Below are 13,472 nucleotides of genomic sequence, written 5' to 3' on the forward strand. Positions count from 1 at the left end.
CGCGTGTCCGCCAAGGCCTTGGTGCATCCGGTGAACAGGCTCTGGATGCACCGACCGCAGATGAACGTCACGCCCATGAACGATGCCGGTCGCTGTTGGCGAATCAGCGGTGCTCGCTGCGCAGCAGCTCTTTAGGCACGTATTTGCCCACCTCGTATTTGCCGATGGCCGCCCGATGCACCTCGTCCGGTCCGTCAGCCAGACGCAAGGTCCGCTGCATGGCGTACATGTAGGCCAGCGGGAAGTCGCCCGACACCCCTGCTCCGCCGTGAATCTGGATCGCCCGGTCAATCACGCGCAGCGCGACATTGGGCGCGACGACCTTGATCTGCGCAATTTCGCTTTTCGCCACTTTATTGCCGACGGTGTCCATCATGTACGCAGCCTTGAGGGTCAACAGCCGCGCCATGTCGATCTCCATGCGCGAGTCGGCGATCTTGTCGATGTTGCCGCCCAGCCGCGCCAGCGGGCGGCCGAACGCGGTGCGCTGCACCGAGCGTTTGCACATCAGTTCCAGTGCTCGCTCGGCCATGCCGATCGAACGCATGCAGTGATGAATCCGCCCCGGGCCCAGGCGGCCTTGCGCGATTTCGAAGCCGCGTCCTTCACCCAACAGGACGTTTTCGTATGGCACGCGCACGTTGTCGAATTGCACTTCGGCGTGTCCATGGGGCGCATCGTCGTAGCCGAAGACCGGCAACGGGCGCACGATCCTGACGCCCGGTGTATCGGTGGGGACAAGGATCATCGAGTGCTGCTGGTGGCGCGGCCCGTCCGGATTGCTCAACCCCATGAAAATCATGATCTTGCAGCGCGGGTCGCACGCGCCCGATGTCCACCATTTACGCCCGTTGATCACCCACTCGTCACCCTCGCGGATGGCGGTGGCGGCCATGTTGGTGGCGTCCGACGACGCCACGTCCGGTTCGGTCATGGCGAACGCGGAGCGGATCTCGCCGCGCAATAACGGCTCAAGCCACTGCTGCTTCTGCGCCTCGCTGGCGTATCGCACCAGGACTTCCATGTTGCCGGTGTCCGGCGCGGAACAGTTGAAGGGCTCAGGCCCCAGCAGCGACCGGCCCATGATTTCCGCCAGCGGCGCGTACTCGAGGTTGGTCAGGCCTGCGCCCAGTTCAGACTCGGGAAGAAACAGGTTCCACAGCCCCTCGGCCTTGGCGCGGGCCTTGAGCGTTTCCATGATCGCGGTCGGCTGCCAGCGGTCGCCTTCGGCAACCTGGCGCTCGAACACCGGTTCAGCCGGATACACATGGGCATCCATGAACGCGGTAACGCGCTCGCGCAGTTCCTGAACCTTCGGAGAATAAGCGAAATCCATCGGGCGACTACCTTCTATGAGGTGTTGTTAAGGCGTCAGCCGATGCTAGAACAGCGCCTTTCATTTATCTAACCTATTCTCGGCGTGTATAAACATTCATAACCGATATATGATCGGGGCACCCCGAACAACAAAAAAACAGCACGAGGCGCACAGCAATGAACCTGAGCAAGGTCGATCTCAATCTCTTTATTGTGTTTGACGCCATCTATACCGAGGCCAACCTGACCCGCGCCGGCCAGATCGTCGGGATCACCCAGCCCGCTGTGTCCAACGCACTGGCCCGTCTGCGCGAGACCTTCAACGATCCGCTGTTCGTGCGTACCGCGCAGGGCATGGTGCCGACGCCCATGGCTCAGAACATCATCGGCCCGGTGCGCAACGCGCTCTCATTGCTTCGCGTGTCGGTGCAGGAAAGCCGTATCTTCAACCCGCTGCAGGCGAGCAAGAATTACCGCATCAGCATGACCGACCTCACTGAAGCCGTGATTCTGCCGGCGCTGTTTCAGCGCCTGCGTCGCCTGGCGCCGGCGGTCACCATCGAGAGTTTCCTGTCCAAGCGTCGCGAAACCACCAAGGAACTGGCGGCCGGGCGTCTGGATTTCGCCGTCGACGCACCGCTCAATACCGACCCGCAGGTGCGTCACGTCAAGCTGATGGAAGACAACTACGTGTGCGCCATGCGCAAGGGGCACCCGCTTGCGCACAAGTCGTCCATCACTCTGGACGATTACCTGGGCGTCGCCCACATCCATATCTCGAGCCGACGCAGCGGATTGGGCTATGTGGACCTGGCGCTGGGCAAAATGGGCATTCAGCGCAAGATCGCGCTGCGTTCGCAGCATTACCTGATGGCCTCACAGGTGCTGCAGCAGACCGACATGGTCATGACCGTTCCAGAGCGCTTCGCCCGCCGCAACGATCTGCATTTCGTCTACCTGCCGGTGCACGACGTGCCCACTGTGGAGACCCATTTGTACTGGCACGAAAGCACCGACCAGGACCCGGCCAACCGCTGGATGCGCGAGCAGATCATCGAGCTGTGCCAGCTGGTCACCGCCCATGAGCGCAAGCTGGAGAAAGAACTGGAAGAGGCCATTCGATGAGCCTGCTTGACGTTTACGTCAAGGTCGCCGTAGGTTAGCTCGACGCCTTCCTCGTTCGAGCTTCCCCATGAGCAACCCGACCTACAGCATTTCCGATCTGGCCCGTGAGCTGGACATCACCACCCGCACCATCCGCTTTTATGAAGAACAAGGCATGCTGAGCCCCGAGCGACGCGGCCTTGAGCGCATCTATTCGGCCCGCGACAAAGTCACGCTCAAGCTGATTCTGCGGGGCAAACGCATCGGCTTCTCGCTGGCCGAGTGCCGTGATCTGATCGGCCTGTACGACCCATCCGGCGGTAATCAGAAGCAACTGAATACGATGCTGGAGAAAATCGTCGAACGCCGCGCGCAACTCGATCAGCAGTTGCTGGACATTCAGCAGATGCAGCTCGAGCTGGACACTGCCGAGGAACGCTGTCGAGCGGCGCTGGATAAAACTCCATGAAGTCAGCTGTTTAGCGTCTTTTTCTCATGTTTTTTATAGGTTCAATTTAGGATATCCCTGCCATGCTGCTCCCTCAACGTGTACGTCTGGTAGAAGTCGGCCCGCGTGACGGCCTGCAAAACGAGGCCCGCCCTGTGAGTCTGGAAGACAAGGTGCGGCTGGTGAACGATCTTACCGATGCAGGCGTCGGCTACATCGAAGTCGGCAGTTTCGTGTCTCCCAAGTGGGTCCCGCAGATGGCCGGTTCTGCCGAGCTGTTCGCCAGCATTCAGCGCAAGGACGGGGTCACCTATGCCGCCCTCGCCCCCAATCTGCGCGGATTCGAGGATGCATTGGCCGCAGGCGTGAAAGAGGTCGCCGTGTTCGCGGCCGCCTCCGAGTCGTTTTCCCAACGCAATATCAACTGCTCGATCAGTGAGAGCCTGGACCGGTTCCTGCCGATCATGGAAGCCGCACGTCTGCATGGCGTGCAGGTGCGCGGTTACGTGTCTTGCGTGTTGGGCTGCCCTTATGAAGGCGACGTCTCGCCGCAACAGGTCGCCGCCGTGGCCAATGAGCTTTATGCGATGGGCTGTTATGAGGTGTCCCTCGGCGACACCATCGGTACCGGCACGCCCGGCGCGACCCGCCGGCTGTTCGACGTGGTCGCCGGACAGATCCCGCGGGGCAAGCTCGCCGGTCACTTTCACGACACCTATGGTCAGGCGCTGGCGAACATCTACGCAGGCCTTCTGGAAGGCATCCAGGTGTTCGACAGCTCCGTCGCAGGCCTGGGCGGCTGCCCGTACGCCAAGGGCGCGACCGGCAACGTCGCCAGCGAAGACGTGCTGTACATGCTCAATGGGCTGGGCATCGCCACGTCGATCGACCTGGACAAGCTGATTGCCGCGGGCCAACGGATCAGCGAAGCCGTCGGCCGCAGCAATGGTTCGCGGGTGGCAAGGGCACGTTTGTCGGCCTGATGTGCGACATGTTGTCACACAGTGTTACCCTGCTCGGCATTGTGGTGCTGGAAACGGGTAACACGGAAACACTTGGCAAAGAATCTCAGGATTCGTCAGCAGGTGAATATCCCTCAAAGCCCCGGATTCCGGCACTTCTTAAAAATTGGCATGGCTTCTGCTATGTCTTACGTACAACAAAAATAACAAAATGCAGCAACCCAATAAAAACAAGACGTATCGGCTCTGACATAACAAGAACAACACGGACAGAGGCGCAGCTAACTGATTTTTTTGGAGTGGATTGCTTTGTGAGGCCCAGGCCCCACGACCGGACAGAGAACAATAAAACTGCCTTAAGGTAGCGACCCGACCGGTTGGATCGACAGATCGAAGCTGTATCAGCGCTCAAAAAAATACGTTTGCTCTTGGACCCCGGATGGGGGTCGCTCAGAAAACCAGAAAGGTATGGCTGCCAAAAACAACAACAGGCCACCTGAAAACAAAAAAGAGCATGCAACTGAACTTGAAGGGGAGCCCAGGCTCCCCTTCGTGCTATCTGTCGTTCAACCACCCGCCTCTCCCACCTTCAACACTGTGCTCCGCATCGATCGGGCTGGCGCGGCCTGCGGTATCGCCTGGCCACTGAGGTCGACCTGCAACCCCTCGCCTGCGTCGATGAATCCTCCGTTGACAGGCCTGCGGTCGCAGGTTTACGTTAACGTAAAGGTGATACATTTTATGACCCCTGACAGCTCCTCCAAAAACAATAAGGGAACGCAGTCTCATGAATTACCCCACGCTCAATTTCGGCCTCGGCGAAACCATCGACATGCTGCGCGATCAGGTTCGGGCCTTCGTCTCGGCAGAACTGGCGCCCCGCGCCGCGCAGATCGACAAAGACAACCTGTTCCCGGCCGACATGTGGCGCAAGTTCGGCGAGATGGGCCTGCTCGGCATCACGGTCGATGAGCAATACGGTGGCGCCGGGCTGGGCTATCTGGCGCATGTCGTGGCCATGGAAGAAATCAGCCGCGGTTCGGCGTCAGTGGCATTGTCCTACGGCGCTCACTCCAATCTCTGCGTCAACCAGATCAATCGCAACGGCAATCCCGAGCAGAAAGCCCGCTACCTGCCCAGCCTGATCAGCGGCGAACACATCGGCGCCCTGGCCATGAGCGAGCCCAACGCTGGCTCCGATGTGGTGTCGATGAAACTGCGGGCCGACCGACGCGGCGATCGCTTTGTCCTCAATGGCAACAAGACCTGGATCACCAACGGGCCCGACGCCCATACCTACGTGATCTACGCCAAGACCGATCTGGAAAAAGGCCCCCACGGCATCAGCGCTTTCATCGTCGAGCGCGACTGGAAGGGTTTTTCGCGCGGCAACAAGTTCGACAAGCTGGGCATGCGCGGCTCGAACACCTGCGAGTTGTTTTTCGATGACGTCGAAGTCCCCGAGGAAAACCTGCTGGGCACGCTCAATGGCGGCGTCAAGGTGTTGATGAGTGGGCTGGATTACGAGCGCGTCGTGCTGTCGGGAGGCCCGACCGGCATCATGCAGGCCTGCATGGACCTTGTACTGCCTTACATCCACGACCGCAAACAATTCGGCCAGAGCATTGGCGAGTTCCAGTTGATTCAGGGCAAGGTCGCCGACATGTACACCCAGCTCAACGCCAGCCGCGCCTATCTGTATGCCGTGGCTCAAGCGTGCGAACGCGGTGAAACAACGCGTAAGGACGCGGCCGGCGTCATCCTTTACAGCGCCGAACGGGCCACGCAAATGGCCCTCGATACCATCCAGATTCTCGGCGGCAACGGCTACATCAACGAATTTCCCGCAGGCCGGCTGTTGCGTGACGCCAAGCTCTACGAGATCGGCGCTGGCACCAGCGAAATCCGCCGGATGCTGATCGGCCGCGAACTGTTCAACGAAACCAGATGAAGCCTTTGTGCGCGATGAGCACCAGGCATCGGCGACATCCCGACGTCGCTGTTTCGAAGAATGGACGCCCTCAGGAGTAAGGCTCGAATGGCCATTTTGACGACCCATATCAACCCGCGCTCGCCGGACTTCGCGATCAACAGCCAGGCCATGCGCGGTCAGCTGGATGCGCTCGACACCCTCCTCGCCCAGGTTCAGCAGGGCGGCGGTATCAAGGCGCAGGAGCGCCACACGTCGAGGGGCAAACTGCTGCCGCGCGAACGTATCAATCGCTTACTCGACACTGGCTCGGCGTTTCTGGAAATCAGCCCGTTGGCGGCCTATCAGGTGTATGGCGAAGACGTGCCAGCGGCGGGCATCGTCGCAGGCATCGGCCGCGTCGAGGGCGTGGAATGCATGATCATCGCCAACGATGCGACGGTGAAAGGCGGCACGTATTATCCGCTGACGGTGAAAAAACACCTGCGCGCGCAGACCATTGCGCAACAAAACCGCCTTCCGTGTATTTATCTGGTGGATTCGGGCGGTGCCAACCTGCCCCGCCAGGACGAGGTGTTTCCGGACCGCGAGCACTTCGGTCGCATTTTCTTCAATCAGGCCAACCTGAGCGCAGAAGGCGTTCCTCAAATCGCGGTGGTCATGGGTTCGTGCACCGCGGGGGGCGCCTACGTCCCGGCGATGGCGGACGAGACCATCATGGTTCGGGAACAGGCCACGATTTTTCTTGCCGGGCCACCGCTGGTCAAGGCGGCGACCGGTGAAGTGGTCAGCGCCGAGGACCTGGGCGGTGCCGATGTGCATTGCAAGGTCTCAGGCGTAGCCGATCATTACGCCGACAGCGACGCTCACGCGCTGGAACTGGCGCGCCGCAGCATCGCTCATCTGAATTGGCGCAAGCACGGTCAGGTGCAGGTCCGGCAGCCCGTTGCGCCGCTGTATTCAAGCGATGAGCTGTACGGTGTGATTCCGGCTGACGCGAAGCAGCCTTTCGACGTGCGCGAAGTGATCGCGCGGCTGGTCGACGGCTCGGTGTTCGACGAGTTCAAGGCGCTGTTCGGCACCACGATGGTGTGCGGCTTCGCGCACCTGCACGGCTACCCGGTCGCGATCCTGGCCAACAACGGCATCTTGTTCGCCGAAGCCGCGCAGAAAGGCGCGCACTTCATCGAGCTGGCGTGCCAGCGCGGCATCCCGTTGCTGTTTCTGCAGAACATCACCGGCTTCATGGTCGGCCAGAAATATGAAGCCGGCGGTATCGCCAAACACGGCGCCAAGCTGGTCACCGCCGTGGCCTGCGCGAAAGTGCCGAAATTCACGGTGATCATCGGCGGCAGCTTCGGCGCCGGCAATTACGGCATGTGCGGGCGCGCCTATGACCCGCGTTTCCTGTGGATGTGGCCCAACGCACGGATTGGCGTGATGGGCGGCGAACAGGCCGCCGGCGTGCTCGTCCAGGTCAAGCGCGAACAGGCCCAGCGCAGTGGCGAAGGCTTCAGCGCCGAGCAGGAGGCCGCCCTCAAGCAGCCGATTCTCGATCAGTACGAACATCAGGGCCATCCCTGGTATTCCAGCGCACGGCTGTGGGACGACGGCGTGATCGACCCGGCCCAGACCCGCGACATTCTGGCGCTAGCGATCAGCGCTTCGCTCAATGCTGCCATCGAAACGACGCGCTTCGGCGTGTTCCGGATGTGACCCAGGACTGCCCCCATGAACGATTTCGCCACGCTGGAGCTTGAGCGCGACCCAAGAGGGTTCGTCACGCTCTGGCTCGATCGGCCCGAGAAGAACAACGCTTTCAACGCGCAGATGATCCGCGAATTGATCATCGCCCTGGACCGGATTCAGAGCGACGCCAGCCTGCGTTTCGTGCTGCTGCGCGGCCGAGGCCGGCATTTCAGCGCGGGCGCGGACCTGGCGTGGATGCAGGAATCGGCCAACCTGGATTTCAATACCAATCTGGGTGACGCCCGTGAACTGGGCGAATTGATGTACAACCTGGCAAAGCTCAAATGCCCGACGCTCGCCGTCGTGCAAGGTGCAGCCTACGGTGGTGCGCTGGGGTTGATCAGCTGCTGCGACATGGCCATCGGCAGCGACGACGCGCAGTTCTGCCTGTCGGAAGTGAAGATCGGCCTGGCGCCTGCGGTCATCAGCCCGTTCGTGGTGCAGGCAATCGGCGAGCGTCATGCCCGCCGCTACGCCCTCACCGCCGAGCGTTTCAAAGGCACACGGGCACGGGAGATCGGCCTGCTGGCCGAGTGTTACCCGGCGGCCGAGCTCGAATCCCACGTGCAGCAGTGGGTGGCCAATCTGCTGCTCAACAGCCCGCAGGCCATGCGCGTCAGCAAGGATTTGCTGCGCGAAACCGCCCACGGCGAGCTCAGCCCTGCGCTGCGCCGCTACTGCGAGAACACCATCGCGCGAATTCGCGTCAGCGCCGAGGGGCAGGAAGGCCTGCGGGCGTTCCTGCAGAAACGCGAGCCGGCCTGGCGAGACGCCGGACCGACACCATCAGGAGAATCTCAATCATGACCGGCGCGTCAGGCACCTCACTCACGTCCGTACTCATCGCCAATCGAGGCGAGATCGCTTGCCGCATCATGCGCACCGCCAAGGCCATGGGATTGCGCACCATTGCCGTGTACAGCGACACCGATCACGATGCCCGGCATGTGCGCGAGGCCGACATGGCCGTCGCGCTGGGTGGCAGCAAGGCCGCGGACAGTTACCTGCAGATCGATAAATTGATCGCCGCGGCAAAGTCCAGTGGCGCCGAGGCCATTCACCCAGGCTACGGATTTCTCTCGGAAAACGCCGCTTTCGCCCGCGCCGTGGAGCAAGCCGGGCTGATATTTCTCGGCCCTCCTGCGTCAGCCATCGAGGCCATGGGCAGCAAGTCTGCGGCCAAGTCCTTGATGGAGGCCGCCGGTGTTCCACTGGTGCCCGGCTATCACGGCAACGCTCAGGACGCGGCGACGTTTCGCGAAGCCGCCGCGCGGATCGGCTATCCGGTGCTGCTCAAGGCGACCGCCGGGGGCGGCGGCAAGGGCATGAAAGTGGTCGAGCGTGATGAAGACGTCGCCGACGCACTCGCTTCGGCGCAGCGCGAGGCGCAGTCATCGTTCGGTGATTCACGCATGCTCGTCGAAAAGTACGTCCTCAAACCCCGCCACGTGGAGATTCAGGTGTTTGCCGATCAACACGGCCATTGCCTGTACCTCAACGAACGCGACTGTTCGATCCAGCGGCGCCACCAGAAAGTCGTCGAAGAAGCCCCTGCGCCGGGATTGACCGCGCAGCTGCGTCGGGCGATGGGCGAAGCGGCGGTGCGGGCGGCGCAGGCGATCGGTTATGTGGGGGCCGGCACGGTCGAGTTTCTGCTGGACGCGCGCGGCGAGTTTTTCTTCATGGAGATGAACACCCGCCTGCAGGTCGAACACCCGGTCACCGAGGCAATCACCGGACTGGATCTGGTCGCCTGGCAGATCCGTGTGGCCCGGGGCGAACCGCTGCCGATGACGCAGGATCAGGTGCCGCTCAAGGGCCATGCCATCGAAGTGCGTCTGTACGCCGAAGACCCAGCCAATGATTTCCTCCCGGCCACCGGCACGCTTCAGGCGTATCGGGAATCCAGCGCAGGCGCTGGGCGGCGCATCGACAGCGGCGTGGCCGAGGGCGATGCAGTGTCGCCGTTCTACGACCCGATGCTCGGCAAACTGATTGCCTGGGGCGAGGATCGCGAGCAGGCACGATTGAGGTTGCTGGCCATGCTCGACGAGTTCGCCATTGGCGGTGTGCGCACCAATCTTGCGTTTCTTCGCCGGATCATCGCCCACCCCGCCTTCGCCCAGGCCGAGCTGGACACTGATTTCATCCCGCGCTATCAGGCAGATCTGTTGCCGCAGGCCGAATCTTTGCCGGATGACTTCTGGAACGCCGCCGCGCTCGCCTGGCAGCAAAGCACAGTTAACCGAGTGCGTGAGGATGATCCGCACTCGCCATGGTCGCGCGTTGATGGCCTGCGCCTGGGTGCACCGAGCGAAGTGGACGTTCATCTTCAATGCGCGGGCCAAGTCCGCAGCGTGCGGTTACGCGGCCTTGACCATGCCGTGGCCTTGCAGGGCGAGCAACTGACGGTGGAACAGCAAGGGGTGCGTCGGCAGACTCTGGCCCTGCGTCGTGGCGACACGTTGTATCTGCGCTGGCACGGCGAGTTGCACGCGGTTCAACGGGTCGACCCGATCGCGGACGCCGCCGCCAGTCATGTCCAGCAAGGCGGGCTCAGCGCGCCCATGAACGGCAGCATCGTGCGGGTGCTGGTGAACGTCGGCGACACGGTCGACAGCGGGACACCGCTGGTGGTACTGGAAGCCATGAAAATGGAGCACAGCATCCGCGCCAGCCAGGCTGGAACCGTCGCCGCGCTGTATTGCGCAGAGGGCGAGATGGTCAGTGAAGGAACGGTGCTGGTTGAGATCAGCGGTAGTTGATGGGTGAAAGCTACCGGGAGTCTGGCTTGATGGCGTACTGCCGGGGATTGGCAGCAAATCCGCTGCAGGTGGTGTGACGGGCACAACGCGGCGGCCGGTTTTACGACTGCTGCGCAGCCGACCGTCCGAGTGCGGCCCAGAGCAAGCGCGCTCCTACCGGGTTTTGTTGGTATCGAGATACAGGCCATAAGACCTGTGGGAATGAGCTTGCTCGGGAAACCGGCAGCCTTTCGCCGAACGCTGTCGGCGAGGGGCTGATCAGGAGGCGACGCCCATGCCGTTTTTCATCAGCACGTTTGCCAGCTTACGCGCGAGTTCTTCTTCCTTGTAGGGCTTCTGCACGATCAGTTGCTGGTCGACGTCGAGGATGTCGATGTCGGCGAACCCGGTGATGAACATCACCGGCAGTTCCGGGTAGTTGCGCCTGATGATTTCGGCGAGCTCAGCACCCGTCATGTTCGGCATCGCAAAGTCAGTCAGCACCAGCTCGATGCCGGTGTCGATCTTCTTCAGCGCATCGTCGCCGCTTTCCGCCTCGACCACCGAATACCCCAACGAGCCGAGCATCATCGATGTCACCGAGCGCACATCGGGATCGTCGTCCACCAGCAGGATGGTTCGGTGCAAGTCGTCGGCATCGGCATGACCGGGCATGTCCGACACGCTGACCACCGGGGTGGCGGTCCGGGCGACGCTGGGCAGGTACACCCGGATCGTCGTGCCGGCGTTTTCGGCCGTGTCGATGCTCACCCCGCCACCCGACTGTTTGGCGAAGCCGAAGACCTGTGCAAGCCCCAGTCCCGATCCCTTGCCCACCGCCTTGGTGGTGAAGAACGGTTCGAACGCTTTCGCCAGCACTTCTTCGCTCATGCCGCAGCCCGAATCGCTGACCGACAGCACGACATACGCGCCCGGGTCCGGGTCCTCGGGCCGCTGCGGCAGGCGGTAGACCATCTCGTTCCAGGTGCTCAGGCGCAATTGCCCACCCTGCGCCATCGCGTCGCGGGCGTTGATCGCAAGGTTCAGGATGATCATCTCAGTCTGGGTCGGGTCGACCAGCGCGCTCCACAAGTCGTCGGCCAGCTGCGTCTCCACCCAGACACTGCCACCCAGCGCACGGCCGAGCAGCTCGCGCATCCCGGCGATGGTGTCATTGAGGTTCAGCGCCACCGGCTCCAGACGCTGACGCCGCGAGAACGACAGCAACTGGCTGGTCAGTTTGGCGCCGCGCTCACCGGCTTCCCGGATGTTCTGCAAGCGCTGCGGCGACTTGGTGAACACGCCCTTTTCGAGATCCCGGGACAGGAAATTGGCGCTGGTGAGGATGACCGTCAGCAGGTTGTTGAAGTCATGGGCCACGCCTGCAGTGAGCTGGCCGACCACTTCAAGACGCTGCATCTGCTGCAACGCCGCTTCGACGCGCTCACGCTCCCGGATTTGGTCACGCAGCCGCTTGTTGGTCGCTGCCAGCTCATCGACCACTGCCCGCTCGCTGGTGATGTCGCGTACCGCCGCGTACATCAACCCCTCGTCAGGAACGATGGTCCAGGACAACCAGCGGAAGCCGCCGTCGGCGTGGCGCATGCGGTTGACGAAGCGCGTCGAGACGTTGCCCTTGGCGACGCTGGCGGTCTCGTGCAGGGTCGCATCCAGATCATCCGGGTGAATCAGCGCGCCCAGCGGCCGTTCGTTCAAATCGCCTCGCGCCCAACCCAGCGTCGCCTCCCACGCAGGGTTGAGGGCGATTGGGGTCATGTCGAAACGCAGCACGCCGAGCAATTCGCGGGACAGCTCCCAGGTCCGGTCGCGCTCACGGGTTCGCTGCACCACGCGTTCGCCAAGGATTTCGTTGAGCTGATGCAGCGCCTGGGTGGCCTGTTTGCGCTCGCTGATGTCCTGCATGACACCAGTGAAGCGCACGCACTTGCCGTCCTCGAACAACGAGCGGCCGTTGGAAAACACCCAGCGTTCGCTGTCGTCATCGGTTAGCAGGCGATGCTCGATCTGGTAGCCGGTATCGGCCTCCAGCGCAGATCTGACCCGGCTTTGCAGCAGGTCGCGATCATCCGGATGACAGCGCGAAAACATGAAGGCCATGCTCACCTGAGTATCGGCCGCGACCCCATAAAGCGCTTTGCACCGCTCGTCCCAGAGCAGCGTGTCGGTGCGCGGGTCGTAGGTCCAGACGCCCATGTCCGCCGCCTCGATCGCCAGCTGCGCCCGCACTTCCACGTCTTGCAGTGTCTGCTCGGCGTGCAGGCGTTTTTCCCGCTCGTGCACTTCGGACACGGCGCGCATGACGGCCTTGGGCAGCATCTTCATGTTCTGTTTGAGAACGTAGTCGATGGCGCCCATGCGCATCATCTCGACCGCATGCTGCTCGCCGAAAATGCCGGACAGGAAAATGAACGGGGTCTGAGGCGCGAGCCGTAACGCGCAGTTGAGGACCTCAGCACCGGAGGAACCGGGCAACAGGTAATCGCTGAGGATCAGATCGAAACGTGCGGCTGACAGCTCGCGCTCCACGTCCTGATGGTTATAGACCAGGGTGGCGTCGATTTTCAGCCCGCTGTTTTCCAGCGTGAGCAGGGTCAGTTCGGCGTCGTGCGAACTGTCTTCAACCAGGAGCAACTTGAGCAGCGATACGGGCATGAATAATCGTCGATTGTTTCGAAGGCCTGTGCCGCCAGCAGTGTGCATGACGACGCAGGCCGAAAGTCGTAAGGGTCAGGAGCCCGGACGGCGTGACAGTCGCAATGAACCTGGTGGCGGCTCGTTGAGTACGGCCCAGAAAATCCCCAGATCGGAGATTGCCGAGACGAATTCCTTGAATTCGACCGGTTTGACCACGTAAGCGTTCACTCCGAGGGCGTAGGCGCGTTGAAGATCCGGTTCCTCGCGGGACGAGGTCAGCATGACCACTGGAATGCTGCGCAACTCATCCGTTTCACGAATGACTTTGAGCACTTCCAGACCGTCGAGTTTCGGCAGTTTCAGGTCCAGCAACAACACCGCCGGGTTGCCTGCGGCCCGGTCGTGGAACTGGTTGCGCCGCAGCAGGTAATCCAGCGCTTCGGCGCCATCGCGCAGCACGATCACCTCGTTGGCCAACTGGCTACGCTCCAGCGCGACCAGCGTCAGTTCGAGGTCGTTCGGATTGTCTTCCACCAGAAGAATGGGTTTGAGCATTGGGCGTC

At 62.0% G+C, this 13,472-nt stretch carries 10 protein-coding genes; 7 read left to right on the forward strand and 3 right to left on the reverse strand.

What is annotated here, in order from left to right; all coding sequences use genetic code 11:
* Positions 1 to 103 precede the first annotated feature (103 nt).
* Positions 104 to 1,336, reverse strand: coding sequence for an acyl-CoA dehydrogenase (locus tag QRN36_RS09815; RefSeq protein ID WP_285423900.1), 1,233 nt, complete (start codon positions 1,334 to 1,336; stop codon positions 104 to 106).
* A gap of 158 nt (positions 1,337 to 1,494) precedes the next feature.
* Here QRN36_RS09815 and QRN36_RS09820 point away from each other — a divergent pair, with 158 nt between their 5' ends.
* The 7 genes from QRN36_RS09820 to QRN36_RS09850 all read left to right on the forward strand — a co-directional run bounded on the left by QRN36_RS09820 (position 1,495) and on the right by QRN36_RS09850 (position 10,275).
* Complete coding sequence (locus QRN36_RS09820; RefSeq protein WP_093458477.1) at positions 1,495 to 2,442, forward strand: LysR family transcriptional regulator; 948 nt, start codon at positions 1,495 to 1,497, stop codon at positions 2,440 to 2,442.
* A gap of 67 nt (positions 2,443 to 2,509) precedes the next feature.
* Entirely contained in the window at positions 2,510 to 2,890 is a 381-nt protein-coding gene (locus tag QRN36_RS09825; protein ID WP_285423901.1) for a MerR family DNA-binding transcriptional regulator, read from the forward strand.
* Positions 2,891 to 2,952: 62 nt separating this feature from the next.
* A complete protein-coding gene (locus QRN36_RS09830; RefSeq protein ID WP_285423902.1) occupies positions 2,953 to 3,852 on the forward strand; it encodes a hydroxymethylglutaryl-CoA lyase in 900 nt (299 codons plus the stop codon).
* Between the two features lie 766 nt (positions 3,853 to 4,618).
* Positions 4,619 to 5,782, forward strand: coding sequence for an isovaleryl-CoA dehydrogenase (locus QRN36_RS09835; protein WP_285423903.1), 1,164 nt, complete (start codon positions 4,619 to 4,621; stop codon positions 5,780 to 5,782).
* An 87-nt stretch (positions 5,783 to 5,869) separates the two neighbouring features.
* Entirely contained in the window at positions 5,870 to 7,477 is a 1,608-nt protein-coding gene (locus QRN36_RS09840) for a carboxyl transferase domain-containing protein (RefSeq protein ID WP_285423904.1), read from the forward strand.
* A gap of 15 nt (positions 7,478 to 7,492) precedes the next feature.
* The gene (locus QRN36_RS09845) at positions 7,493 to 8,317 is read left to right on the forward strand and encodes a gamma-carboxygeranoyl-CoA hydratase (protein WP_285423905.1); all 825 of its coding nucleotides are present in this window, start codon (positions 7,493 to 7,495) and stop codon (positions 8,315 to 8,317) included.
* Positions 8,314 to 10,275, forward strand: a complete 1,962-nt coding sequence (locus QRN36_RS09850) for an acetyl/propionyl/methylcrotonyl-CoA carboxylase subunit alpha (RefSeq protein WP_285423906.1) — start codon at positions 8,314 to 8,316, stop codon at positions 10,273 to 10,275. The genes QRN36_RS09845 and QRN36_RS09850 overlap by 4 nt, the downstream gene beginning before the upstream one ends.
* 258 nt (positions 10,276 to 10,533) lie before the next feature.
* Here QRN36_RS09850 and QRN36_RS09855 read toward each other — a convergent pair whose 3' ends face one another.
* On the reverse strand, positions 10,534 to 12,927 hold the full coding sequence (locus QRN36_RS09855) for a response regulator (RefSeq protein WP_285423907.1): 2,394 nt from the start codon (positions 12,925 to 12,927) through the stop codon (positions 10,534 to 10,536).
* Between the two features lie 75 nt (positions 12,928 to 13,002).
* Positions 13,003 to 13,464, reverse strand: a complete 462-nt coding sequence (locus tag QRN36_RS09860) for a response regulator (protein WP_285423908.1) — start codon at positions 13,462 to 13,464, stop codon at positions 13,003 to 13,005.
* Between the last annotated feature and the right edge of the window lie 8 nt (positions 13,465 to 13,472).

The organism is Pseudomonas sp. efr-133-TYG-103a (assembly GCF_030209235.1).
Taxonomy (GTDB): domain Bacteria; phylum Pseudomonadota; class Gammaproteobacteria; order Pseudomonadales; family Pseudomonadaceae; genus Aquipseudomonas.